The sequence below is a fragment of the Legionella antarctica genome (assembly GCF_011764505.1).
In the GTDB taxonomy this organism is placed as follows: domain Bacteria; phylum Pseudomonadota; class Gammaproteobacteria; order Legionellales; family Legionellaceae; genus Legionella; species Legionella antarctica.
In genome coordinates, this window is the sequence record NZ_AP022839.1 from 2,898,324 (window position 1) to 2,924,341 (window position 26,018).

The following is a 26,018-nucleotide window of genomic DNA, read 5'->3' on the forward strand; positions in this document are numbered from 1 at the left end:
GGAATGATAGTTTACTATGATGAGCAATATTTTTTACCTGATAGAGACTAGCCATCGCCCGCCCGAGAAAGCCATTTGGCCGATTAGATTACTGCCAATATCTGTTAAGTAGCCAGATTAATTACACACTAACCAATTATGCAGAGCATGTATCCCATGTAAGTCATGATTTGGTGAAGCTCTATCTAGAAAGAGAACGATTAACAGCGAGTGACGTATGGTTACAGTTTAAACCAGATATAGTGGTGAGTAATGAAGGTTTTGTTGTATTTGATGATACGGTTCTTGATAAGAGCAATTCACAACATATTGAGTCGGTGTGTTGGCAGTATAGCGGTAATGCCCATGGTGTTATTCGTGGAGTTGGACTGGTGAACTGCATTTATGTTAATCCAGAGACAGAGCAATTTTGGATTATAGACTTTAGAATTTTCGACCCTGAAAAAGATGGGAAAGGCAAAGCTGACCATGTCAAAAACATGCTTAATAATATTATTTTTCATAAGAAATTAGCCTTTAAAACTGTTTTGATGGATACTTGGTATGCTACCAGCATGCTGATGTTACTTATCAATGACCATAAAAAGATATTTTATTGTCCGATGAGAAAAAGTCGTTTAGCTAAACTTAAGGACTCAGAGGATGCTTACCAACCGCTACCTAGCCTTGAATGGAACGAAGCTGAGTTAAAGGGATGCCAGAGCATCTGCAGATGAAATTGTTTTCTGTTGCTATTTCCCCCAATAGAACAGATTTTGTTGCTACTACTAATGATATTTCACAGACATGTTCTGACGATACGAAAAAAATTTGTGCTATTCGATGGTATGTGGAGCAATTTCATCGTGAAGTCAAACAGCTCACTGGAATTGATAAATGCCAGTGTCGCAAGCAACGGATACAACGTAATCATATCACCTGCGCTATTCATGTGTGGGTTAACCTGAAAAAAATCGCTTATCAAACTGCACAAACCGTATATCAAATTAAAAAGAAGTTACTTAAAAATTATCTTATTAATGAACTACAAAACCCTTCCGTTTTGATGAGTTTTTCGTAAGTCCTGGTTTCTTTGTTCGTACCTGCAAACCTTCCTAGTACAACGTTTCACTGATTCTGTCCTGTTGCATTAAGGACAGGATACAGCTTTTTTAATTTAATTCTGGCATCCGCAGTTGTAAATTGCCAATCAATTGTTGCTTCCTCTGCGTTTCTTTGCTGGTTCCATTCGGATATTTCACGAACAAAGGTCTCTTTATCAGGAATCCGTCGATCAAGACATTGCCTGCTTAAATGGCTTAGTTCAATCTCAGCCATATTTAACCAGCTTCCATGCTTTGGCGTATAATGAATTTCAAGTTTATCCAAAATTCTTTTGGCTTCCACCGGCTCAAAAGCTTCATATAAGGATGAACCAGCATGAGTGTTCAAATTATCCATGATCAATATAATGATATCCGCTGAGGAGTAATGGGTATCGAGCAACTCTCTGATAAAGTGCGCCCAGTCAATTTTTTTACGCTGCTCCGTTACCTTTGTTGTTCGTTTTCCCTTTAAAGGCTCACAACTTAAAAAAATATTACACGTACCATTTCTTTCATATTCTGCATCATAACGTAAACTCTCACCTGGGCTTGCTGGAATTGGTGTTCTTGTTTCTTTGATCAACTGTTTACTTGTTTCATCCATACAAACAACGGGACGTTTTGAATCATAGGGTCGTTTATAAATATCCAAAACATCTTCCATTTTACAAACAAATTCAGCATTAGCCTCAGGGATACACCATTCTCTCTTTTGCCATGGCTTTATTTCGTTTTTTTTAAAACCCTACAAATTGTTGAAGGTGAAACACTGTCAATAATTTCCAACGCCACTAATTTATGTGCTAACAATTTTAGCGTCCACCGACTCCTACCCTCTGGTGGTGTTGAGCAGCATAATGCAACCAAATGAGCCTCTTGTTCGCCGTCAATTTTACGAGATTTTGGATTGGCATGTGGCCTACGTGATAGTGCTGATTCCATACCTTCCTCAACAAATCGTTGGCGTATCCGAGCAACCGTTTTACTACTCACATGCATTTCAGTAGCTATTTCTTCATCCGTTTTTTGTTTTAATTTTGTATCATTTGCATCTGCAGACAATAACACTCGCGCATGCATTAATTTATTTGCCGCTTTTTTCCCAACTCGAATCAAAATCAACAATTCTTCTCGTTCTTCTAATGTTAATTTTACGATATACTTTTCCATGTGTGCTGCTTTCCAATGCGCCTCAAGAACGCGGAAGGTTAGCACACCTTGCCATAACAGGACAGAATCAGTGAAACGTTGTACTAGGGTCTGTTGACAATTTTAAGTGACTCAGTCGAGCACCGTGTTTTAGGGAAGCTTCGATCTGGATTGCTTCGCAAACGCTTGCAAAGACACGCCTTTATGCAATAAATAAAATGTGTTCACAGAACCTGGGAGTTTAAATTTTATTGATACAGACTCTTCGGTTTATCCACCAGGCCAGGACTAAAGTGGATAATACCCCCAGATACGCGCCTGTTTCCTTCCAGTCTGGGCCGACTAGCTGTAAGGCATCGGGGCTTTGTAAAATTGAAAACGGGATGGCCAGCATCACATCCATAATGGCAGATCCGGCAACAAGGCCACAGGCTATCAGGGTCCCTCTTTGTTTTCGGGTAACTGCTTCTGCTTCAGTCATTTTTGTGCGTACCAGACGTTTTTGGACAAGCAAGGCAATCATTCCCCCGATAAACAAGGGGAACGAAGAAGCCAATGGTAGGTACATACCTATAGCTATCCCTAAAATCGATAAATTAATAAAGCGTTTTAATTTAAGAATATGATTTAAAAAAAGGGCCAGTAAAATTATACAAGAACCAATTAACATCATTGTCCAGGGAAGGGAGTTGCTAAATACCGCTTCGGTAATCGCTGCCATCAATGCTGCGGTTGGAGCAGGCAAGGACTGACTTATATCCATCCCGGGATGAGGCATTACTCCGGCAATACCGTATACATTAAACAGCAATTGCATTACAGGAGGAATGACAAGTGAGGATACCACGACTCCTAATAACAACATCACTTGTTGTTTCCAGGGTGTGGCACCGACCAACTGACCAACTTTCAAATCCTGAGTATTATCATTAGCAATAGCCGCAATCCCGGTAACCACCGATCCTATTATAATCGTAATTGCTTCTGCAGCCTGAATTTGATGGGCATTTAATGGAAGAGGCAATAGATGATCAATAGCTGTCAGTAATAACCAGGCAGCAAACAACATTCCGGAAATAACTACAGAGCTTCCTGGACTTGCAGTAACCCCTACCATTCCTGAAAAATAAGCGGTAATGACGGAAAATAAAAAGCCAATAAATAGCACATACATCACCCCGCAAAATATTATTGTGGGTGAATAATCATTGTCTAAACCAACTTGACCCAAGGGAAATATAAACTGAAAAAATAAAAACAGAATCGCAGCCATGACGCCAATACCCATCAGGATAAATGGCATGGGAATGTCTTGATCAGTACGTGGCAACTCTGCATCTTTTTTTCCTTTGGAGATAAAGGCCTTAAAAGAAATGCTGATGCTTTTGGATAAAGGTTTTATCAGTTTTAAAAAAGTCCACATCCCGGCAAACAACATGGCTCCAATACCCAAATAGCGCATCTCACTACTCCATAATAATGCAGAGGCTTGCTCGGGTGGGTATTGATTTAAAAATTCGGGATAAAATTGACTTACTAGAGGTAAGGCAATCAACCAGGAGATAACTGCACCCAAAAAGATGCTTATGGCCATATCGTGACCGACAAGATAACCAGCTCCTATCATCGTTGCAGAAAACCCCGCTCCCAAACCGAATAAGGAGCGTTTCACCACAAACCAATAACTCCAGCTACTGGCAATTAACTTAAAACCAATTTGGAATAACTCGATTAAAGCACCTATTGCTCCGCCAATAAAAATATCTTTGATTCCTATTTTATCGGCAGATGATTTCAACACCTCAGCAATAGCGCGGCCCTCAGGAAATTTTAACGCCTTCTCGTGCACTAAAATACGCCGTAAGGGGATAGAAAACAAAACACCTAAAATTCCGCCGCAAGCAGCAATAAAAAAATTAGTCAGATAATCAAAATGATTCCAGTACCCAATTATAACAAGCGCTGGAATGGTATAAACAATGCCCCCAGCTACGGCTTCACCAGCAGAAGCTGCTGTTTGCACTGCATTATTTTCAAGAATGGTGGAGTTACGAAAAAAACGCAAAATACCCATTGAAATAATAGCAGCGGGAATAGATGCAGAAGTTAAAATTCCTAATTTAAGCGCCAGGTATGCATTGGACATAGCCAATAATACCGTGAGTATTATGGCCAGAAGGATCACTCGAAATGTTAACTCTGCTACATTTTGATTTGCCGCTATAAATGGTGTATCAGTCATTAATGACTCCACACAATTTTAGCAAGCTCAGGTTTCATTATGGAAGCTATTTTAGCTCGGGGTATGGCAACAGTTTGCTCACCATAAACATATGCTGCAACTTGATAACTGTTAAATATAATAGCTATTCCCTCACCAGTAAAAGACCAGACCTGATAATTATCCTCTACTGATTTGGTACCTTCCCTAATCCATTTTTCATCAGATATTTTTTTCGCAGTGATTGCGTTATTACAAAATGCCGCGATGGGGGTTAAATAATCAGCACCGGAAACGAATAAATCAGCCAGTTTAACTGGATGACCTGCAACAAAATTTTCAACAACTACAGTATTGGAAGGATGAGCAGCGCCACGATGGTAGATTGACACATTAAAACGAACGCTTAGCGCATGTTTAGACTTATAGGGAACTGTATAAGTAATATTTAAACCTGTTTTTCCTGGTGCGTCAGCAGGTGTATCGGCATCCTCAGCTAATTCCTTTATAAATTCCTGTTGCGTTTTTTCAATAAGGTGTTTTATCGTTGAATTCACTACCCCAGATTGAAACCCTTGTGGATATTTAATGTCCACAATGTAATCAGCAGTTTCTTTTTTAACAGCTACAGGAGTAATCGCTTGAGCAAATGCCACATTCAACAGGAGACCTAAAGAAAAACATATTTTTAAAGAACTCTTGGATGGATACTGCATCATTTTACTCCTAATAAATATTGTTAATTGCTACCCATTCTCCCGCTATCATTGTTCGATGCGAAAGTGGATACGCAAAATAATAACAGAGTGCCGCGCTATCATTTATAGACCACAAAACTAAATCAGCAACCTGGCCCTGAGCAATGCTTCCGACTTCTTTATCCAGTCCTAACGCTCTGGAAGCCTGAAAAGTTACCGAAGCCAATACTTCAGGCACTGACAAGGAAAACAATTGGCAAGCCATACTCATCATCAACAATAAAGACGTCGTTGGAGATGAACCGGGATTGCTGTCGGTGGCAATAGCCATCCCAACTCCGGCTTGCCGTAATAAATCTACTGGGGGTTTATTTTTTTCCCGAAGAAAATAATAAGCGCCAGGAAGCAAAACCGCAACGGTATTGGTTTTCGCCATGGCAGAAGCTCCTCGCTCATCGAGAAACTCCAAATGATCGCAAGATAATGCCCCTAATTGTGCCGCTAATCTACTCGCGCCCAGATTAGACAATTGCTCTGCATGACATTTTATAGGTAAATTCAAAGCCTGAGCAGCAAGAAAGATTTGCTCTGTTTGTTTTAGTGAAAAGGCAATCGATTCACAAAAAACATCAACGGCATCCGCCAGACGTGTTTCTTTGACTGCTGGCAACATCTCAGAACACAAATAATCAACATATGCTTGACTGTTTCCATGATACTCAGGGCCAATGGCATGAGCACCTAAAAAGGTTGTTTTTATTCTTAATCCCGTTATCTGGCCTAAATACCGGGCTACGCGAAGCATTTTCAGTTCGTTTGGTAAGTCCAAACCATAACCTGACTTAATTTCAACTGTAGTTACTCCCTCATTTCTCAAGGCAAGAACTCTTGGCAGGGATTGCTCAATTAATTGTTCTTCAGATGCAGCACGGGTTTGGTGAACAGTAGATAAAATTCCACCCCCGGCTCTGGAAATTTCAGCGTAACTCACTCCCTCCAGCTTCAACTTAAATTCAGCAGCTCTATTACCAGCATAAACTAGATGGGTATGACAATCGATTAAACCTGGAGTAAGTAATTGCCCGTGACAATCTTCTTTTACCTGTGCACCTTCAATAAAATGCGTGGGTAAGTCAGCTGTCAAACCACACCATTTTATGCTGCCATGTTCTATAGCAACAGACTGGTTGTGTAATTGCAAACCCCGATGGTCGACAGTAGTAGCATTAAATAATAATTTATCGCAGGTAAACATTAGAAGTCCCAATGCAATACTTGGTGAGGAGGTCTTAACCAATCACCGTGATGAGCCGTATCATAAATATCCCACTCCTGTGAGGAATAGGTTTCACGGTCAAGATCTAATAATAGCCAAGTCAGAAATTCAGCTAGTGTTTCTGGTGCTATTAAACGATTGTGTTGCTTTAAGCGTGTATAATAATCAACATCTTCAGGACTCATATTGACGCTTTGCCTGATAATAACCTGTAATTCGGTATCTATTATCCCGGGTTTTACACTGGCAAAGGAAACCGATTTGGATTCCAGTTGCCAACATTGAGTCAGCATGGCTAAAGCCGCTTTAGAAACGCAATATGCGGTCCATCCCTTCACTGCAAAATAAGCTGCTGCGGAGCCAATGTTTAATACTCGCCCATCGATTAATCTATCAAAGAGAATTTGTGGTAAAAAAAGTGGCGCATTCAAATTAGTATTCAATGCATGATGCCATTCTTCCGGCTGGATGTTCTGGACAGCAGCAAGAGGGGAGATAGTTCCTGCGCTATTAACCAATCCTTCAATTTGCGGTATATTGCTAACAAATGCTTTGATCGAATGGAGGCCTTCATTTGTGGATACATCGGCACAAAAATATTCAATTAAGGGGGAAATTGAAGCTGTTTCTTCTAATAATTGCCTGCGGCGCCCAACAATTAATACAGATTTACCACGCTTTGCTAAAGCTAAAGCCAAGGCTTTTCCTATTCCGCTGCCCCCGCCGGTAATAATAAACATGCTATTCTCATACGCTATCAATCAATTGATGAAGATAATAACAGACATTAGACTAACTTGGGATGTTTTTTACCGATGAAACCAGCTCTTACAGAAATAGCTTGTATTATAAATATATCAAAGTTTAAAACAGGAGAATCTAATGTTTGAAAACCTTTCTAATTATCAACCAGCTAAACCCTCACTTTGGCAAGGTCGAAAAGACAGCTTCAATGCAGAACGATTTTTTCAAAAAATGACGTTTATTCAACATCAAAATGAACTGATCACTGAGGATAAAAAAACTGTTCTTCTTGGATTTGCCAGCGATGCCGGGGTCATCCGTAATCAGGGGAGAGCTGGCGCAAAACTGGGCCCTGATCAATTAAAAATCCAGCTGGCAAAATTACCCTGCCCTATGGAAGGACCCTATCTTGACCTGGGCAATATAATTTGTGAGGCAGATGATGCTCTCGAATCAGCCCAACATCAATTCGCTGAGTTAATTAAATTTTGTCATCAGCACGGCCATAAAACTATTGCTTTTGGAGGAGGACACGAAATAGCCTGGGGTCACTATCAAGGATTAACTCCCCACTATTCCAAACTAGGTATTATTAATTTTGATGCCCATTTTGATTTACGCCCTTATCATAAAGGTCAGCCAGGCACATCAGGAACTCCTTTTTCCCAAATTGCCACTTTTTGTGACGAACGTCATTTATCATTTGATTATTGTTGTATTGGTATTCAAAAATTTGGCAATACACCCACCTTGTTTCAACGAGCTAATGATCTTAATGTTAACTATCTGTTTGCTGAAGATCTCTATGCCCAAAGCCAGGCCTGGCAAATTGCATTCCTTGATGATTTTATGTTAAATCTGGATCATATTTATCTGACAATTTGTCTTGATGTTTTAGCTGAGTGCTTCGCTCCGGGAGTTAGTGCCCCTCAGACTATGGGTCTTACTCCATGGCAAATCCTGCCCCTGTTGAAATACATCATCCAAAGTGGCAAAGTAGTCAGTTTAGATATTGCTGAACTTTCACCGCCTCTAGACCAGGATCAAAAAACTGCTAGACTAGCGGCTCTTATTATCGCAGAATTGTTAGATACTAATTAAGGAGTGTATTTCATGAGGAAAACCATGCTGTGGGGCGCTTTATTGACTTTAACCTGTACTCAGGTACAAGCTGTTGCCACGACACAACCTACTCAGTCACAAACTCCAGGTTCCCCTGCGACATCAGTGACTACCAACCCAAGCACTCAAGAGCCGGTTGTTATCCAAACAAACCCTGACACGCAACCTGTTCAGGGAAACGAACAGGGCCAACCTCAAGTAGTTCAACCCAGTCAAAACATACAAAACCCGCAACAAACTCAGCCGGTACAGCAAACACCATCTGTAGAAGCACCGACAACAGTACAACAACCCGCTGTACAAACCCCAGCAGCACAAGCCCCGACTATAGAGCCCCAAGCTCAGCCAGCTCCAGTCATCGATTGCGACTATAAAATTCCGGCAAACATCAAAACCGTGGAACAGTCTTTGGTTATAAGCTGGTCGGAAAAAGCAGTAACTCAGGCTTTTGATTTTGATCCGGCTACTTTAGACACCCAAATGCAAAAGCTAAAAGCCTGCTTTACCGATCAGGGGTGGACAGGTTTTAGTTCAGCATTAGAAAAATCAGGTAATTTAGAGGCTATTAAAACCCAGAAATTAACCGTGAGCAGCCAGCTTGATGGACAACCTCAAGTTACGGAAGCTAAGGATAATCAGTGGAAAATTACCCTGCCTTTACAAGTCGTTTATCAAAACGCTAAAGAGAAAGTTACTCAATTACTTAGCGTTAATTTAACTGTTAGTCGTAAAATAACAGGTGATCTGGGAATTGCACAGATGATTGCTACCCCACGTACTGCCACTACGATACAACAGCCCGATACATCTACATCGCCAAATGCTGGAACGAGTAACGTAACCACGCCTGCTAATACAACGACACCAACTAACACGACTTCCCCCCAACCCGCCGAAACTCCGGTAACCAACCAACCGGCCAGTAATTTCCCCACGACTAATCCTGGCGCGACTCAATAGCTTAAACAGGGAAATGCAGCATCCCGTATTACTGGATGCTGCTCAAATATAGGGAAAATCATGCGCACACAATTCATGGGTTTATTATGCATGTTGGCTTTAAATGCACATGCAAACGTGATCCAGTATTTTGCGGGAATAAGTTATAACAATCCCTCAGAGTTGTTTAAAGTAAAAAACGACCTGTTCCTTATTGGTAGCACTGGTTCATATGCTGATTTAAAATTTACAGGAAGTGTTTTAAATTTCAATACATTGCAATACGATTCAGGAACTAATCATTCACAAACCTATACGCCATTACCCTACGGTAGATTAGCCAAACGATTTAATGAAAAAATTGTATTTGCTTTGGATGTTACTCAACCGTTCAATTCTAACTTAAACTGGGGTAATCATGCATTCACTCGCTATGCGAATACCCAAAATTATCTGACCGATGTTGATGTCAGTCCCAAAATTTCCTACGCTTTAAGTCAAAAATGGAAAATTGGTGGTGGCTTGAATTTTAATTTTTTAGCAAATAATGAAGTGAATTTTGCGGTTCCAACAGGTCAATTCACTTCAGATATTCTTACTAATCCAACCTCCAGTTTCGGCTTAGGGTTTAACCTGGGTGCAACCTACATTATAAATAAAACCAACTTTCTTGGTCTTACCTATTACTCGAGAATTCGACAGAACACCAAAGGAACGAGTACTCTTGGCCCATTAGTCAATCCTAACCTGGAATTCAGTTTCTTCATGCCAACCACGATAGTTGCAAATTACGTTCATATCTTCAGCCCTGAATGGCTGATTAGTGTGTCAGGATATCGCTCTGACTGGAGCGTCAATCAGCAAGTACGGCTTTATAATACTGCGGTTCCTCCTCCAATGAGTAATTTTGTTTTTGACATGCATTTTGGTAACTCCTATGCCTTTATTGCTGCAGTACGTAAGCAAGTGAACGAACAATTAGGGTTAACCTTAGTAGGGATGAGAGATGGGGGCCCGGAAAAAGATAATTTAAGAACGATTACGTTTCCTTCCTATGCACAATACTTCATAGGTCTTTCAGGAGATTATCATTTTAATAAAAGTACATCCATTGAACTGTTATGTGGGCATCTTATCTCACATCCCAGCATTCAAAATCGGGTAGTTGTTACTAATACGTCTATTCCGTTTACAACTGGTAAAGTAAATATTAATGTAGAAGTTGTCGATCTAAAACTAAAAATAGAGGCCTAAAGCAAGGAGTGGTCGACACCAATATGTGATCTGAATAAGAAGCACTTGTGCATTAAAAAATCCTCTGGATAGGACGCAGAAAGCGCTGTTTAGGCAGTTTAATTTTTTGAGGATCGTTCCCGGCCAACCTGGGGCCTGATAAGTATCGCTTGGGATATTGCCCTCAGGTTAAGGCGGAAACCTTAACCTAGCGCTTCAAGAATTAACGTTGGGCCACAACTGGTTTACTTACTCCATTTTGATCAGGATAAGCCAATATTATTACTTTAGTACCCACCCGAAGAAACTCCTCATTAAGCCATTTGGCAGCACTGGGGAGAATGCGTACACAACCATGACTTGATGGATGATCAGGAACTTCATAAGCAGCATGAATGGTAAATCCTCGGTAGAAATACATGCAATAAGGCATTTTCGCTCCGCCTTTAGTGTCTACAGGATACTCCCCGGAACGACATTCTGCTCCACGCTTGTTATAAATTCGAAAAGTACCTGTTATAGTCCGGCACGATTGAGTTGAGTTTCCCTCACAAAAATCCACTCCTGCAGACCCGCTTCCTGTCAAAACCCGCTTACCCTCTTCATCATAGGCAGCCCATGCAGAAGCTTTAGGATCGAAAATAAATTGCCTTTCTCCCGGCGCTTTAATCTGCATTGGGAAGTATTCACGTCCTCTTTTATCTCTTAAATAATGAGTTGTTCTATGTACGTAACCAGCATCATCAGTAATTAAAGTAGATTCATCGAATTCAACGCATGAAGTTAAACCGAGACAAAGCAATAAAGCCACCCCAAACAACTTGTTCATTTAAGTATTATCTCCACAAACAAAAAAATCACCCTTCAAATCTGATTTAAGTTTTGGAGGGTGTGATTTTAAATAATTATCTAATCCTTTAGTCGTCGATATTTGATCCGCGATGGTTTATTAGCTTCATCACCTAAGCGGCGCTTCCTATCCTCTTCATAATCACTGTAATTTCCTTCAAAAAAGGTGATTTGTGAATCGCCTTCAAAAGCCATTAAGTGAGTACAAATACGGTCTAAAAACCACCTGTCATGAGAGATTACAATCGCACAACCAGGGAAGTTTAGAATAGCATCTTCCAAGGCACGTAAGGTCTCTACGTCTAAATCATTACTGGGTTCGTCAAGTAATAAGACGTTGCCACCACTTTTTAGTAGTTTTGCCAAATGGACTCGATTACGCTCCCCTCCAGAGAGTTGCGACATTTTCTTTTGTTGATCCGTACCTTTAAAATTAAATCGCCCAACATATGCTCGAGACGGCATTTGAAAACTGCCTACTTGCATGATGTCGTGACCATCAGAAATTTCCTGCCAAACTGAATTGTTCGCATCCAGATTATCACGCATCTGATCTACATAGGCTAATTTGACTGTATCTCCAATACGAATAACCCCGTTATCGGGCTCTTCTTGACCTGTAATCATTTTTAAAAAAGTCGACTTACCAGCACCATTAGGGCCAATAATCCCCAGTACACCACCTTTTGGTAACTTAAAATCCAGATTATCAATTAGAATTCGGTCACCGAACGATTTACAAATTTTTTCACCTTCAAGCACCAGATCTCCCAAGCGCTCTCCTGGGGGTATATAAATTTCATTGGTTTCATTACGCTTTTGGAACTCCTTGGAGTTCATCTCTTCAAAGCGAGCTAATCGTGCTTTATTTTTTGCATGTCGCCCTTTAGGTGAGGTACGGACCCATTCTAGCTCTGCTTTGATGGAACGCTGATGGGAGTCTTCCTGTTTTTTCTCCATGCTCAAACGCTCTTCTTTTTGCTCCAGCCAAGCAGTGTAATTGCCTTTATAGGGAAAGCCTTCACCTCTGTCCAATTCTAAAATCCATTCAGCAGCATTATCCAGAAAATATCGATCATGCGTAATGGCTACTACTGTGCCTGGAAATCCTTCCAGAAAATGCTCTAACCAGGCAACACTTTCTGCATCCAAATGGTTAGTTGGCTCATCGAGTAATAACATGTCAGGATTGGAAAGTAATAAGCGACACAAAGCAACACGTCGACGCTCCCCTCCTGATAATTTACCAACAAGAGCATCCCATTCTGGTAATCTTAGTGCATCTGCAGCAACTTCCAATTTTCTATCCAGATCCCAGCCACCGCCAGCTTCAATTTCATTTTGCAATTCACCTTGCTCCGCAAGCAAGGTATTCATTTCATCATCACTCATTGGTTCTGCAAAGCGCATACTAATTGCATCAAAACGGGCTAATTTGTCTTTCATTTCCACCACGCCCTCCTCAACTACCTCGCGGACTGTTTTTTCCAGATCCACTTCAGGCTCTTGGGCGAGATAACCTATTTTAATTCCAGGCTGAGGTCTTGCTTCCCCATCAAAATGAGTGTCAACTCCCGCCATGATACGTAATAAAGTTGACTTTCCTGAACCATTTAAACCTAAAACCCCAATTTTAGCTCCAGGATAAAAACTTAATGAAATGTCCTTTAAAATAAATCGTTGATTTTCAACAATCTTGCTCACCCGATTCATCGTGAAAATATATTGTGCCATAAATATTCTACCTCTTAAAAAACTGCTACCAATCAAGTATTACTTTTCCAGATTGACCCGATGCCATAATTTTGAATGCCTCTTGAAAATCATCTACCGGAAAATGATGCGTTATGACTGGCTCAATATTCAGACCGCTTTGGATCATGGCAATCATTTTATACCAGGTTTCAAACATTTCCCTACCATAGATCCCTTTAATAACCAGTCCCTTAAAAATAACCTGATTCCAGTCTATGGCTGTTTCATTAGGCGGAATACCCAGCATGGCAACATGGCCGCCATGATTCATGGCTTTCATTAAATCATTCAAAGCCGTTGGATTTCCTGACATTTCCAAACCAATGTCAAAACCTTCTAACATACCTAGTTCGGTAGCAACATCACTTAATTTTTCATGTCTGACATCGACAGCTTTAGTGACTCCCATTTTTCTGGCTAATTCCAGACGGGTCTCATTGACATCAGTAATCACTACATGTCGTGCTCCTATGTGTCTCACAATAGCAGCGGCCATAATTCCGATGGGGCCTGCGCCTGTAATTAACACATCTTCTCCGACCACATCAAATGCAAGGGCACAATGAGTGGCATTACCTAACGGGTCAAAAATTGAAGCCTGATCTCCGGTAATATTATCGGGAAGGACAATAACATTCGATGCAGGAAGAACCAAATATTCGGCAAAACAACCGGGTCTATTCACACCAACACCCTGAGTATTGCGACATAAATGGCGTTTTCCAGCACGGCAATTACGACAAAATCCGCAGGTTATATGCCCTTCCCCAGAAACCTTTTGGCCAACTTTTAATCCTTGCACTTCCTGACCAATTTCTACAATTTCCCCATAAAACTCGTGTCCTACCGTCATAGGAACCGGAATAGTAGCCTGAGCCCATTCATCCCAGGTATAGATATGGATATCAGTACCGCAAATTGCTGTTTTTTTTATTTTAATTAAGACATCGTTTACGCCGCACTCAGGAACAGGTACATCATGCATCCAAATTCCAGGTTCTCTTTTTGCTTTGACTAATGATTTCATGTCGTTCCTCAATAATAGATCGCTGATGCAGTTATATAGCTGAAAATTCTTTACCCGCCGTTTCAAATGCCTGTAGTGCTTGATCTAGATGATGTACCTCAAGAGCCGCTGACATTTGGGTTCGAATACGAGCCAGTCCTTTAGGTACTACAGGGTACGAAAAACCAACCGCATAGATACCTAACTCTAATAAGCGATTAGAGATGCGTCCAGCTAGACTGGCATCTCCCAACATTACAGGAATGATTGGGTGTTCACCCGGAATTAGCTTGAAACCTAATCGAGTCATTCCTTCGCGAAAATAACGGCTATTACTCTTCAATTTTTCAGCCAAACTATTACTTTTGCTCAAATTATCCAAGACCGCACAGGAGGTATGAGCAATAACTGGAGCCAAGGTATTAGAAAATAAATAAGGCCGGGATCGCTGACGCAACCATTCAACAATGACACTATTTGCCGCGGTATATCCACCGGACGCTCCACCTAAAGCCTTACCCAGAGTGCCTGTAATGATATCAATCCGGTCGCTCACCCCAAAATACTCTGGGGTTCCTCGGCCAGTTTTTCCCATAAAACCAACAGCATGTGAGTCATCTACCATGACCATAGCATCGTATTTATCAGCTAATTCACAAATAGCAGGAAGATTCGCTAAAATACCATCCATAGAAAAAACACCATCGGTGGCAATCAGACGAAAACGAGCATTTTTGGCAGCGATTAATTGCTCTTCCAATGCCTTCATATCATTATTGGCATATCGGTATCGCGCGGCCTTACATAATCTGACTCCATCAATAATACTGGCATGATTTAATGCATCACTGATAATGGCATCTTCTTCACTTAGCAGGGTTTCAAAAAGACCTGTATTAGCATCGAAACAGGAAGAATAGAGTATTGTATCTTCTTTAGTTAAAAACTGGCTGATTTTTTTTTCAAGCTGCTTATGAGGTGTTTGGGTTCCGCAAATAAATCGAACAGAGGCCATACCATAACCATACAGATCCAGAGCTTTCTTTCCTTCGGCTATTAGTTGTGGATCATTGGCTAAACCTAAATAGTTGTTTGCACAAAGATTAATCACCTGTTTATCATTGACCATTACATCTGCTTGTTGCTTACTGGAAATGATTCGCTCTGATTTAAATAATCCTTCATCCTTGAGTGTTTCCAGTTCAGTTTGCAAAAAATTAATGAATCGCTCAGGCACTCTACTCTCCTTGGGATATATAAAATTGAAAATAATACCAAATTTTAGACATTGTCACCATGAAATGCTATTAAGAAAAATCAGAACAATGTATTTTGCAATATTATTCTTAGCGTACGCGCTAAATTCTTGCTAAAATCGAGCCAAAGTTTTAACCTATCAACCAAAATTAACTCGGTAGAACAAATGAGCAATCACAGTGCACGCATTAATATGGTCAAACAACAGCTAAGAACAGGCGATGTTTTAAACGAGTCCATCCTGAATTTATATGATTTAATCCCACGCCATGAATTTGTCCCCGAACATCTGGCCCATTTTGCCTATTCAGACATGCAAATCCCCCTGGCTCACGGCCAGCGTATGTTAACCCCCCTTGAGGAGGGAAAAATATTACAGGGACTTGAACTACTTGGAACTGAAACCGTTTTGGAAGTAGGAACCGGCAGTGGATTCTTAACCGCCATGTTAAGTAAGTTGTGTAAAAAAGTAATTAGCATTGACTATTATCCTGAGTTTACATTAAGTGCTGCTCGTAAATTACAAACCCATCATTGCGATAATATAGAATTACACACGGGTGATGCCTGTCGCGGATGGCTGGAAAAAGCGCCCTATGATGTGATGGTCTATACTGGCGCTCTGGAAAAGCTCAACGAAACACACAAGCTGCAAATATTGCCAGGTGGAAAATTATTCGCTATAGAAGGTAAATCTCCAGTCATGCAGGCGTTTTTATACAGCTTGGATCACCATGATACCTGGGAAAAGTCCATGCTTTTTGAAACTGATATCCCCCCCCTTTTGGACCAATTAAAGCCAAAAGAATTTGTATTCTAGGAAGTTTTAATGAAAAAACTGCTGTTATTTTGTATGGTTACTCTGAGTCTGTCAACACCCTGTTTTGCAATAGACCTTATGGATATCTACAAACAAGCTCTTGAAAATGATACGGTGTTTAAAAATGCATATGATACTTATATGTCCAGCACAGAAGCCATTCCTCAAGCTCGATCGGCACTTTTTCCCCAGGTAGGTATCAATACCCAGGCAGGTCGCAACGTACAACTCATTTCAGACGGTACCTTTGGTGTCAACGTTTACTACAGTAATACTCAATGGCAAGTGACTGCTTCTCAAGCTGTTTTTAATTATCAGGCATGGGCAAAGGTACAACAAGCAAAAGCATCGGTAAAAGCATCCCAGGCAACTTTTAATGACGCAGCTCAAAATTTAATTTTAAGAACCGCAAAGGCCTATTTTGAAGTGTTACTGGCCAAAGATACCCTTGAATTTGCAGAAGCAAAAAAGCGGGCAAACAAACGCCAATTGGATCAGGCAACTCAGCGTTTTAATGTTGGGCTGGATGCCATAACGTCTGTATACGAAGCCCAGGCCGCGTTCGATCAATCTGTTGCCACAGTCATTTCTGCGCGAAATAACCAAATCAATCAAAATGAAAACCTGAGAAAACTAACCAATCACGTTTATGAAGGCTTGGCACGCTTGCGTGATAGCACCATTCCCTTGGTTAAACCTGAGCCTGATGATGTAAATCAGTGGATTGATACAGGACTTAAGCAAAATTACAAATTATATGCAGCAAAATACAATCTTGAAGTTGCTAAAGAAAATGTGAAAGCACTATCAGCAGGTAATTGGCCTGTTTTCGCCATTCAAAGTAATGCCACACAAACGCGTAATATTGCCAATGGTCCTGACACTTTTTTCGTTCCTGCCAAGCAAACTCAAGCAAACGTTGCCCTAGCGATGAATTTCCCGATTTTCCAGGGAGGATTAGTTCAATCACAAACACGTCAGGCGCAATTTAATTTCCAGGGCAGCAGCGAACAAATGGAACAAACCTACAGAGATGTAGTTGTAAACAGTCATATAGCATTTAATACAATTACCGATGGAATCAGCAAAGTAAAAGCTGACAGGCAAACTATTATTTCCCAAAAAAACTCGCTGGATAGTACTGAGGCTCAATTTGAGGTTGGTACGCGCACCATGGTTGACGTCGTTAATGCACAACAACGCCTTTTTGAAGCCCAGGAGCAATTGGCAAGTGATCAGTATAATCTGATCAACTCCATGCTCACCTTAAAATACCTGGCCGGCACATTGAATGTAAATGATCTAGAGCTGGTTAATTCATGGTTAGCTACTACACGAGTAAAAGGATTTGATTCTGTAGCAAGCGATGCCTCCAAATAACTTATTCAGGATGTTCCATGTCTTCTAATTTATCTTTAATTGAAAAAAAATTATTACATTACACCGGAAAAGCAATTGCTGATTTTAATATGATTCAGCGGGGAGACCGTGTCATGGTCTGTCTTTCCGGTGGTAAAGATTCTTTTACCATGTTAACAATTCTTGAGCATCTGCGACGCCGTTCGGGTAATAAATTTGAAGTATTTGCCTTTACCCTTGATCAAGCACAGCCAGGTTGGGATGACTCAACTCTGCGCAACTGGCTTGCAGATAAAAAAATTCCCTATGAAATACTTACCCGGGATACCTACAGCATAGTAAAAGAAAAAGTTCCTGAAGGGAAAACCTATTGTTCCTTATGCTCACGATTACGACGTGGAATTATCTATCGCTATGCTGAAGAAAAAGGGTATACCAAAATCGCACTGGGTCACCATCGCGATGACTTGATCCGCACTTTAATGATGTCTATCTTCTACAATGGCGATATCAGATCAATGCCACCCAAGTTACTTAGTGATAATAAAAAACATATAGTCATTCGTCCCATGTGCTATGTTCAGGAAAAAGATATAATTACTTTTGCTAATGAACAGGCATTTCCAATTATTCCCTGCAATCTATGTGGCTCCCAGGAAAATTTGATGCGTAAGAAAGTGGGTCGTTTGATCGATCAGCTGGGTGCTGAAAATCCCAAAGTACCCAGTAACATCCTTCACGCTCTCCAAAGCCTCAAACCAAGCCAACTAATGGATCAAAGCATGTGGAATTTCAAAAATCTGGAGAAAGAATTAATAACTCCTAATCCTGTCGATGAGTCAGAAGTATTCCAAGCAGATGAGTTTGAAGTTATTGAGGAGTAGCGTTTTTTGCAACAGGATAAGAAGTTATTCTATATATTTTAGAAATTGTCTATCGGTGGGAGTCGAACCCACCGAAATTAATACAATCAATAGGAAATGTTAATTTTTATCCCGGGTTATTTGAGCCAATTTATATACTGACTGATAGACCAGTGAATATTAATTACGAATTACCAAGGGTTGTTCATTTATGCTCCCTGTACTTTCAGGCTCCTTGTCTTTTCTCTTTTTAAAGAAATTATTTACCCCTCCAATGATTTTATTCGTGGCATTAAATAGCTTATCGATAACACTAGTATCCATTTCCATTTCAAAACATCTGACTGAGTTGATATCATCAAAGTCATTAACAATCATTTGAGAAAAACACGAAAGCATGTAATTAAGAACCACCTCATCCTGATCTTTCTGACTCATCTTTTTAAAATCTCCGTCACTCTCTAATTTTTTCCACATGTAAAAATTAATGCTGCGTCCATGATTAGGATCATAAAAATACGCAGTTTTTTTCTTTGGATCGTAACGTAAAAAGATTGCATGACCCCAAGATGCCTCATCTGGTGTTTGGGTGCCATCTTTTTTCATCGATTGATGCCCAATGGATATTTTTATAATTCCAGAATTTTTTAATTTTGACTTCTGTTGCTGAGTGACAGCGCTATAAAGTACTTGATAGATTGAAGTGCAACTGAAAGCGGGTTCATCTGCAAAACGCGCATCTGCATGTAGTTGTTGAATTTTCTTTAGATGAAGACGTTTTAACACAGCTTGAGATAGACCATTGTTACTGGCTATCCCCACATCTACTTGATATAAAGCTTGGGTATAGCGATCTTGTGGTGAGATTTTCACTTCCGCTTTCCAGTGTAAATCTGAAAGTGTCTCATTTCGGGCTATGCTGGTCATTTCTCGAGTAATCACTCTGTAAGCATTTGCTTGACACACTCCATTTCCTAATATCTCGCAATCCCCGCCAATAAATCCCTGAATATTTTCATACTGAATTGGATTTCCCCAAACCTTAAAAAATTCAATGTCTTGATTAACGTCTGTTGGCAGCATTGTTTGTATATGACTGGAAAACATACCATTTGAAGGGGATAGAACCTCTTTTACCTTGACATACTGATCCGTTAATACAGCCAACCTGTCTTTGTTGTCTGTAATTTTTTTATCTATAAAGCGACCTAAAGTATGCAACAGTCTGCTTTTTGATCGTTGCAAAGAGCTTTCAATATGCTGAGAGATATTTTCATTAGAGTCATTGAGTTTCTTTTTGCATTTCTCAGATTCTTGTTCTATCAAATCACTTGCTGTTGAGAGAATTTCTTGTCTCGCTTTAGTTAGCATGTGAATCAAGGGAACTAAAGAAGGTTCACCACCCGCAGCAATAATCTTTTCCTTCAAAGCCATGAGCTCAATCTGATGTTGCAGCTCTTTTAGTGTTGGGATCTCATTTTCGGCCTGACCATTAAGTACTGCATTTTGTATCACATGTTTGATTTTTTGCTGGACCAGCTCTTTATTCACTTTAATTTTGTTAGGGTCTAAGCCAAGAGCCGAAAAAACAGCCATTTCATGTGGGTTTTGGAGGAATTTTTCAGGGTGCGCAATTTGCTGATGTACAAAGGCTCGCTTTAACACAAGAGAAAAATCCTCAAAATACTCTTTAGATAACTGAGTTAGAGCACGCTTTAACTTCGGGAACATTTTAATTACTACTTCTTCTTGAGCGGTAACCTCACCTTGCTTGAGTTTTACAGTTAATTTGGCCATTTCTTCATTGTATTGCTGGAGTGTCATTTCTCCTTGAGCATATGCGATAATACGAAGTTTATCAGACTCAGTCATCATCCGATGGCTATCACGAATGTCAGTTCCGATAACATCCCAATCGCAAATCATTAGTTCAGCTTTTTCTTTACCAGCAATAGATTCCAAGCGATCATAAAGATCGATAAGGGCTGCACGATTACACGCTGAGCGAACATTCACCACAAATTGATCCAGTACCAAAACATTCTTAGGGTTATCGTTTATTGCAGGTTTATCTGTCATATGCTCAATAACATGCTGAATGTCACGAACTATTACAGGAGCTAACCTGGCTGCATGGTCAACATGCTCGTCCTTCATCATCTGGGTTACTAGCTGTATCGGATTTGTATTAACCAGTGAGAGAGATTCAAGAACAGTATCTTCATCTGCGATTTTTTTTAATTGCACCGACAAGATTTGAAAAAATGCTTCATTATCTATTTGTTTTGAACCTGTTTCAGAATGAGTTCGCTCGATTGCAACATCAAAACCCGCTGGTGAACCCTCCCACTTTTTTTTCATATCTTCAATCATAACTATCCTGCTATGCTGTTGCTCAGCAACAAGAATTATTTTTTCCATAAACTCATTTATCTCAGATATTAAGCGTAATGGTGGCGTGTTATCATCAAGACGTTTGGAGGTAGGCCAGTGGCTTTCATACAATTGTTCAAAAGGTACATTTGAACAATATTCTGCGCATTTTTGTCTCAGTTGATCAAGGATGGTCGTGTTTATTACTGCTAACAACTGGTTAACTGAACTTCGATGTATTGTTTGCCAATATTCAAAACTGTCAGGATGAATATTAAGCTGCATGCTGTCTGGAAACAGCTCTTTTTCTTTTATCAATTGTATAACAGCGGAACTATTAAAAGCACTTAATTTCTCAGGGCTGCTCCCTGGGTTAAAGCCTTGCCAAAGCTCAGCCAGATAAGTCTTGGGGCATGATTTCATTAAGGAGAAAGCATCTAAAGCCAATAACTCTTGCTTAAATTGCTCCAGATTAATGATCAGTTGCTGTTTGTATTCATTTATATTTGGAAGTGTATCTTGGTTCTGGGCATAAAAATGGCGTGCTGTTTTCTGAAAAAGCCATTTTTTCAGAACTTCGATATTAAAGATTCTTAATTGCTCCTCACTTACTTCCTGGGGCCAATCGCCATTCTTTTTCCAATAATCACCAGTATTAAAATAGTCACATATTTGTCGTAGAGAAATCACATCCTCTATGGATTCTAATGCAGTGGGAACTGCACTCATCATCCATGCCATTTTAGGATTATATGCAACGTTTATTGCCTTTACATACTCTGAGAAGCGATTTGATTCAACATTATAGTTGTCATCATTTGTGTTAACTGTAGGGTATATCTCTGGAGGTGGAGGTGGGATGAAATCTTCATCAATGAAGTGTGGAAAATCATAAACAAAAATATGTGTTCCACTAGATACATAAGAAGGCATAATAATATCAACATAATTTAAACAATTTGTGCATTGTACATTAATGCATCGAAATTATACAACCAAATAATGCACTTATTTGTTAAATTATGCCCAAATAGGAACTTATCATTTCGGTAATTAACCAGCATACTGGACCAACTACATGACTTCGTTCTGTAGAGAACTCTTCAAACAGTATTTATCGTACTCGTTACCTATTTATCCGTTTACCCATACAATGTGGTATTTTAATGCCTTTAAATTGGACAATTTTATTTATATTAACGTTGTTTTTGTATAGAAATTGAAAATTTGGGTATCATTAGCGTAAATTAACAAAGTGCGATAGAATCACACTTTGTTTATAAAATGAATTGCCAAGACTTAAACTACATACGCCACTAGGAATTTAGATGAGACAACAGAAAATGAATACCCGTATATTTCGTATATATACTAAACGCTATTTAAAATTTGATATTGTGGCCGCGATAGTTGTATTTCTTGTAGCAATACCTCTGTGTTTGGGTATAGCTTTGGCTTCTGGTGCCCCCTTATTTTCAGGAATATTAAGTGGAATCATAGGTGGTATTATCGTTGGTAGTTTAAGTGGCTCTCAGGTAAGTGTTAGCGGTCCTGCTGCGGGTATGGCTGCCGTTGTCGTGGCCGCAATTGTCCATTTGGGTGATTTCAATACTTTTTTGTTGGCTTTGGCTTTAGCAGGCATTCTCCAAATAGTGATTGGTATTTTTAAAGCAGGTTTCGTTGCCGATTATGTACCATCCAACGTTGTTCAAGGTTTACTTTGCGCCATAGGCATTTTATTAATTATCAAACAATTACCATTAGCTTTCACTCTTTCAGCTGATTTTAATGAACTTAAAACCCATCTATTAGAAACCACAGAAGGTCTTACTTTAAGCCCTATATTAGCCCTGTACCACCATCATATCAATTCAGGTGCCATGTTAATTACCAGCATGTCTTTAGCTATTCTAATTTTCTTTGATTTAACTAAAAATAAAATTTTGAAAGAAATTCCTGCTCCCATTATAGTTGTTATCATTGGCGTTTTCTTAAATCAAATTTTTATCTGGACCGATTTACCCTTAGTACAAAATTCTCCCCAACTGGTTAACATTCCGAAAACAACGGGTTTGCACGATTTCTTTAGTCATCTGGAATTTCCTCATTGGTCTTCCTGGTCTAATCCCCAAGTGTATCTCTATGCATTAATATTGGCTATTGTTGCTTCACTGGAGACCTTGCTAAATTTGAAAGCAGGAGATCGATTGGATAAAAAAAGACGCAACAGTTCTTCTGATCAAGAGTTAATAGCCCAGGGAGTAGGTAATCTGACCGCGGGTTTAATTGGAGGGATTCCCATTACTTCAGTGATAATTAGAACGTCGATCAACATACAGGCAGGTTCTAAAACCAGGGTTTCTACTATTCTACACGGTGTTTTTATCTTGATTGCGGTCATGCTCTTGCCGGGAGCTTTGAATAAAATTCCCCTATCTTCTCTGGCGGCGATTTTAATCTACACTGGTTATAAATTAAATAAACCAGCCATTTATCGCCATATCTACTCTCAGGGTAGAGATCGGTTTATCCCATTTATAGTAACCGTTGTGAGTATTATTGCTTTTAACCTACTTGCTGGAATTTTAATAGGTCTGTCTATTAGTCTGTTCTATATATTAAAATCAAACAGCCAAACCCGAATCAATATCTTTAAAGAAATCTATCCCAATGGAGTTACCAGTCGTCTGGTGCTTCCGCAACAAATGACTTTCCTGAATAAAGCAGCTTTAGTTGCCGAATTGGAATCTATACCCAGATTTGCGCAACTTGTTATCGATGCGCGCTACAGCCAATACATTGATAAAGAAATTCTGGAGTTATTAGATGTATTCAAAGACGAACAAGCACCCAGTAAACATATTTCTTTGAATTTAACTGGCTTCAAAGAAAGTTATAAAATTCATAACTACATCGATTTTATTAACGTCACTACTTATGACGTGCAATCAAACCTTACCCCGGCAGAAGTATTAAATATTTTGCATGAAGGAAATCAGCGTTTTCTTCACGACACCCGTATTCACCGCTCGAATCACATTGACATCAAACATACTGCTAAAATGCAACATCCTATAGCAGTTGTTCTTGCATGTATTGATTCAAGAGTGCCTGTAGAAACCATTTTTGATATGACTTTTGGTGATATATTTTGCGTGCGTATTGCCGGTAATGTCATTAATGCTGATATTCTGGCCAGTATCGAATATGCCTGTAAGGTAGTAGGAGCCAAGCTTATAGTTGTTTTAGGCCATACTCGATGTGGAGCTATCCAATCTGCCTGTGATGGAATCGAGGCAGGACATATTACTCAGTTACTTGCAAAAATAAAGCCTGCTTTAAAAGCTGAAACCCAAACTGAGACTAACAGAACTGGGCTAAACACCGACTTTGTAAACCATGTTACAGAATTAAATATTGCGAATACGCTGCAATGTATTTACCTGCAAAGTGATATTGTAGGCACCATGATAAAAGAGGATGAAATTGGTATGGTAGGGGCGATGTATGATGTGAACAGCGGTAAAGTAAAATATAAAAACTATACTGAAGAACTGATTCAGCTGGACGTCAAATCAACTAAAGAATTAGCCAGCAAGCTTGACCAGGTTCTGCAAGAAGCAAAAATAAACTGACCGAAACTCTCTTTGTGGTATCAATAGCGCATGGTAGTGCAAAGTATGTTAAAAGACACACGCTTTTTGTAATATACTGTGATAGAGAGGATACGATCAAAGACCTCAACTTAGTTGAGCAGGGATAACGCTCTAAGAAAGGTAATTATATGTCTTTTTTTCGCTTCTTAAATGGATTCAATCAGTTGTTTAACCGAGGCTATGATCGAAATGATAGTCTCATCGTTTCTGAATTGAGATTACGTCAAATTGAAGATTTTGAGAAACAATTTCAAAAAAACCAAGAGGCGCTCTACTATTCCAAAGAAATGCTACAAGACATAGCCAATAAAAAATTGAGGGCATTATTACATCACGCCAAATCAAAATCTCGTTGGTATAAAAAAACCCTGGCAAAAATCAATGTAGAGAATTTTACCAAAGAGCGATTGGTCGATCTTCCTACTATAAATAAAACTATTCTAATGGAACATTGGGATGCAATAGTAACCAACCCCAAGCTTTCACTAGCCTTGGTTGAAAAGCATCTGAGTAAAAAAAGTGATAAGACCGACACCATGTATCTATTCTCCCGTTATCATGTAGTTTCAACTGGAGGAAGTAGTGGCAAACGAGGCATATTTATTTATGATTGGGATGAATGGATTACATTTCACACATCGTTTATCCGCTATCCGCTCTACAATAATGAACGCACGTATCTTGTAACTAGCAAACTGAATACAAATCCCAAAATTGTTAGTTTGTTTGTAACAAATACGGCAGTTGCAGCCTACTCATTAGCAAAAACCTTTTGGCGAAATGATGAAAGTGTGTATTTTCTGCCCATGGCGGTGACGCCATTAAACATAGTTATTGCTCGTCTCAACCAAATTATGCCTGATATCTTAACTGCAGCCCCTTCATATCTTCACAAAGTATGTCAATTAGTTCAAAAAAGACAAATAAAAATTGAGCCCAAGATCATTTTTATTGGTGGAGAGCCACTTTTTGAGCAAACCCAGGCTTTAATCAAAGAAACTTGGCCTAAAGTACATATTTTTAATCTATTTGGTTGTACTGAAGGAGTAACGGGGCTAAATTGCCGAGCCAATACAGATGAGATGCATCTGAATGAGGATCTATGTATTGTCGAGCCGCTGGATGAACAAAATCGCCCTGTTGATCTAGGGATTATGGCGTCCAAAATTTATTTAACCAATTTGTATAATTATACTTTGCCACTGATCCGTTATGAAAATTTCGATGATATTTTGTTTTTAAATAAAACCTGTGATTGTGGAATCCAGCATCAGCTTATAAGAGCCCCTAGAGGTCGTCCTGGATGTGACTTTAATTATCCCGGGAATATTTTTGTACATCATTCTCTTTTTTTACCACCGCTTTTGCTTGAAAAAAACATTCAAGAATATCAGGTGGAACAAACAAAGAAAGGGGTCAATATTAAGATTTTAGCCACTGGTTTTATAGACAAGTTAAAATTACAGGAAAATATACGATTACGACTAAGCAAAGCAGGCCTCTTTGATGCCAAAGTGAATATCATTGAGGTATCTGAAATAACCTATTTATATTCCGGTAAGCTAAATCGTTTTATACCTTTGAACCCTGATTCAGCTATTGAATAATATAGA

General features: G+C 39.5%; 18 protein-coding genes and 1 pseudogene. 9 read left to right on the forward strand and 10 right to left on the reverse strand.

The genetic code is table 11. The features are described from left to right. Window positions 1-53 precede the first annotated feature (53 nt). Window positions 54-1,060 (forward strand): annotated as a pseudogene (locus tag HRS36_RS13755) (IS701 family transposase). Between the two features lie 47 nt (window positions 1,061-1,107). Here HRS36_RS13755 and HRS36_RS13760 read toward each other — a convergent pair. From HRS36_RS13760 to HRS36_RS13780, 5 genes are all read right to left on the reverse strand, one after another. Beyond that, window positions 1,108-2,255, reverse strand: a protein-coding gene (locus HRS36_RS13760; protein ID WP_173236722.1) for an IS630 family transposase whose coding sequence is annotated in 2 segments (ribosomal slippage) — window positions 1,108-1,829 and window positions 1,829-2,255 — 1,149 coding nt in all. Because the reading frame shifts where the segments join, the coding sequence is not laid out codon by codon here. A 220-nt stretch (window positions 2,256-2,475) separates the two neighbouring features. Continuing rightward, the gene (locus HRS36_RS13765) at window positions 2,476-4,476 is read right to left on the reverse strand and encodes an OPT family oligopeptide transporter (protein ID WP_173237740.1); all 2,001 of its coding nucleotides are present in this window, start codon (window positions 4,474-4,476) and stop codon (window positions 2,476-2,478) included. Beyond that, a complete protein-coding gene (locus HRS36_RS13770; protein ID WP_173238532.1) occupies window positions 4,476-5,171 on the reverse strand; it encodes a DUF3298 and DUF4163 domain-containing protein in 696 nt (231 codons plus the stop codon). The genes HRS36_RS13765 and HRS36_RS13770 overlap by 1 nt, the downstream gene beginning before the upstream one ends. A 10-nt stretch (window positions 5,172-5,181) precedes the next feature. Further along, complete coding sequence (hutI, locus tag HRS36_RS13775) at window positions 5,182-6,408, reverse strand: imidazolonepropionase (protein ID WP_173237741.1); 1,227 nt, start codon at window positions 6,406-6,408, stop codon at window positions 5,182-5,184. Further along, window positions 6,408-7,169, reverse strand: coding sequence for an SDR family NAD(P)-dependent oxidoreductase (locus HRS36_RS13780; RefSeq protein WP_173237742.1), 762 nt, complete (start codon window positions 7,167-7,169; stop codon window positions 6,408-6,410). Before HRS36_RS13780 ends, hutI begins: the two co-directional genes overlap by 1 nt. A gap of 142 nt (window positions 7,170-7,311) precedes the next feature. Between HRS36_RS13780 and hutG the strand changes: the two genes are divergently transcribed. The 3 genes from hutG to HRS36_RS13795 are packed head-to-tail and all read left to right on the forward strand — an operon-like array spanning window position 7,312 to window position 10,488. Beyond that, window positions 7,312-8,274 carry a formimidoylglutamase gene (gene hutG, locus HRS36_RS13785; protein WP_173237743.1) on the forward strand — a complete coding sequence of 321 codons (963 nt, stop codon included), beginning with the start codon at window positions 7,312-7,314 and terminating at the stop codon, window positions 8,272-8,274. 12 nt (window positions 8,275-8,286) lie between these two features. Further along, window positions 8,287-9,255, forward strand: a complete 969-nt coding sequence (locus HRS36_RS13790; protein ID WP_173237744.1) for a DotI/IcmL family type IV secretion protein — start codon at window positions 8,287-8,289, stop codon at window positions 9,253-9,255. A gap of 60 nt (window positions 9,256-9,315) precedes the next feature. After that, window positions 9,316-10,488, forward strand: coding sequence for an OmpP1/FadL family transporter (locus HRS36_RS13795; protein ID WP_173237745.1), 1,173 nt, complete (start codon window positions 9,316-9,318; stop codon window positions 10,486-10,488). Window positions 10,489-10,690: 202 nt separating this feature from the next. On the opposite strand, the gene HRS36_RS13800 is transcribed toward HRS36_RS13795, so the two are convergent. From HRS36_RS13800 to HRS36_RS13815, 4 genes are all read right to left on the reverse strand, one after another. Next, a complete protein-coding gene (locus HRS36_RS13800) occupies window positions 10,691-11,296 on the reverse strand; it encodes a L,D-transpeptidase (protein ID WP_173237746.1) in 606 nt (201 codons plus the stop codon). Between the two features lie 80 nt (window positions 11,297-11,376). After that, entirely contained in the window at window positions 11,377-13,050 is a 1,674-nt protein-coding gene (ettA, locus tag HRS36_RS13805) for an energy-dependent translational throttle protein EttA (protein WP_173237747.1), read from the reverse strand. Between the two features lie 25 nt (window positions 13,051-13,075). Then, complete coding sequence (gene tdh, locus HRS36_RS13810; RefSeq protein ID WP_173237748.1) at window positions 13,076-14,098, reverse strand: L-threonine 3-dehydrogenase; 1,023 nt, start codon at window positions 14,096-14,098, stop codon at window positions 13,076-13,078. 31 nt (window positions 14,099-14,129) lie between these two features. After that, entirely contained in the window at window positions 14,130-15,314 is a 1,185-nt protein-coding gene (locus HRS36_RS13815) for a glycine C-acetyltransferase (protein WP_173237749.1), read from the reverse strand. 186 nt (window positions 15,315-15,500) lie between these two features. On the opposite strand from HRS36_RS13815, the gene HRS36_RS13820 reads away from it, so the two are divergent. Genes HRS36_RS13820 through ttcA form a run of 3 tightly spaced genes read left to right on the forward strand, consistent with a single transcriptional unit; the run spans window position 15,501 to window position 18,397 of the window. Next, on the forward strand, window positions 15,501-16,154 hold the full coding sequence (locus HRS36_RS13820; RefSeq protein ID WP_173237750.1) for a protein-L-isoaspartate O-methyltransferase family protein: 654 nt from the start codon (window positions 15,501-15,503) through the stop codon (window positions 16,152-16,154). 9 nt (window positions 16,155-16,163) lie between these two features. After that, the gene (locus tag HRS36_RS13825; protein WP_173237751.1) at window positions 16,164-17,534 is read left to right on the forward strand and encodes a TolC family outer membrane protein; all 1,371 of its coding nucleotides are present in this window, start codon (window positions 16,164-16,166) and stop codon (window positions 17,532-17,534) included. Between the two features lie 17 nt (window positions 17,535-17,551). Continuing rightward, a complete protein-coding gene (ttcA, locus tag HRS36_RS13830) occupies window positions 17,552-18,397 on the forward strand; it encodes a tRNA 2-thiocytidine(32) synthetase TtcA (RefSeq protein WP_173237752.1) in 846 nt (281 codons plus the stop codon). A gap of 159 nt (window positions 18,398-18,556) precedes the next feature. On the opposite strand, the gene HRS36_RS13835 is transcribed toward ttcA, so the two are convergent. Further along, a complete protein-coding gene (locus HRS36_RS13835) occupies window positions 18,557-21,682 on the reverse strand; it encodes a hypothetical protein (RefSeq protein WP_173237753.1) in 3,126 nt (1,041 codons plus the stop codon). 395 nt (window positions 21,683-22,077) lie between these two features. Between HRS36_RS13835 and HRS36_RS13840 the strand changes: the two genes are divergently transcribed. Together HRS36_RS13840 and HRS36_RS13845 are read left to right on the forward strand one after the other, a co-directional pair. Next, window positions 22,078-24,384: a bifunctional SulP family inorganic anion transporter/carbonic anhydrase gene (locus tag HRS36_RS13840; protein ID WP_173237754.1), complete on the forward strand. Its 2,307-nt coding sequence runs from the start codon at window positions 22,078-22,080 to the stop codon at window positions 24,382-24,384. Between the two features lie 149 nt (window positions 24,385-24,533). Next, window positions 24,534-26,012 (forward strand): phenylacetate--CoA ligase family protein, encoded by a 1,479-nt coding sequence (locus HRS36_RS13845; protein WP_173237755.1) that lies wholly within the window; start codon window positions 24,534-24,536, stop codon window positions 26,010-26,012. Window positions 26,013-26,018 lie beyond the last annotated feature (6 nt).

Bases quoted from the DNA above. Each gene is read 5' to 3' on its own strand.
- HRS36_RS13765 (WP_173237740.1), bottom strand. From the start codon at position 4,476: ATGACTGATACACCATTTATAGCGGCAAATCAAAATGTAGCAGAGTTA.
- HRS36_RS13770 (WP_173238532.1), bottom strand. From the start codon at position 5,171: ATGCAGTATCCATCCAAGAGTTCTTTAAAAATATGTTTTTCTTTAGGT.
- hutI (WP_173237741.1), bottom strand. From the start codon at position 6,408: ATGTTTACCTGCGATAAATTATTATTTAATGCTACTACTGTCGACCAT.
- HRS36_RS13780 (WP_173237742.1), bottom strand. From the start codon at position 7,169: ATGTTTATTATTACCGGCGGGGGCAGCGGAATAGGAAAAGCCTTGGCT.
- hutG (WP_173237743.1), top strand. From the start codon at position 7,312: ATGTTTGAAAACCTTTCTAATTATCAACCAGCTAAACCCTCACTTTGG.
- HRS36_RS13790 (WP_173237744.1), top strand. From the start codon at position 8,287: ATGAGGAAAACCATGCTGTGGGGCGCTTTATTGACTTTAACCTGTACT.
- HRS36_RS13795 (WP_173237745.1), top strand. From the start codon at position 9,316: ATGCGCACACAATTCATGGGTTTATTATGCATGTTGGCTTTAAATGCA.
- HRS36_RS13800 (WP_173237746.1), bottom strand. From the start codon at position 11,296: ATGAACAAGTTGTTTGGGGTGGCTTTATTGCTTTGTCTCGGTTTAACT.
- ettA (WP_173237747.1), bottom strand. From the start codon at position 13,050: ATGGCACAATATATTTTCACGATGAATCGGGTGAGCAAGATTGTTGAA.
- tdh (WP_173237748.1), bottom strand. From the start codon at position 14,098: ATGAAATCATTAGTCAAAGCAAAAAGAGAACCTGGAATTTGGATGCAT.
- HRS36_RS13820 (WP_173237750.1), top strand. From the start codon at position 15,501: ATGAGCAATCACAGTGCACGCATTAATATGGTCAAACAACAGCTAAGA.
- HRS36_RS13825 (WP_173237751.1), top strand. From the start codon at position 16,164: ATGAAAAAACTGCTGTTATTTTGTATGGTTACTCTGAGTCTGTCAACA.
- ttcA (WP_173237752.1), top strand. From the start codon at position 17,552: ATGTCTTCTAATTTATCTTTAATTGAAAAAAAATTATTACATTACACC.
- HRS36_RS13835 (WP_173237753.1), bottom strand. From the start codon at position 21,682: ATGCCTTCTTATGTATCTAGTGGAACACATATTTTTGTTTATGATTTT.
- HRS36_RS13840 (WP_173237754.1), top strand. From the start codon at position 22,078: ATGAGACAACAGAAAATGAATACCCGTATATTTCGTATATATACTAAA.
- HRS36_RS13845 (WP_173237755.1), top strand. From the start codon at position 24,534: ATGTCTTTTTTTCGCTTCTTAAATGGATTCAATCAGTTGTTTAACCGA.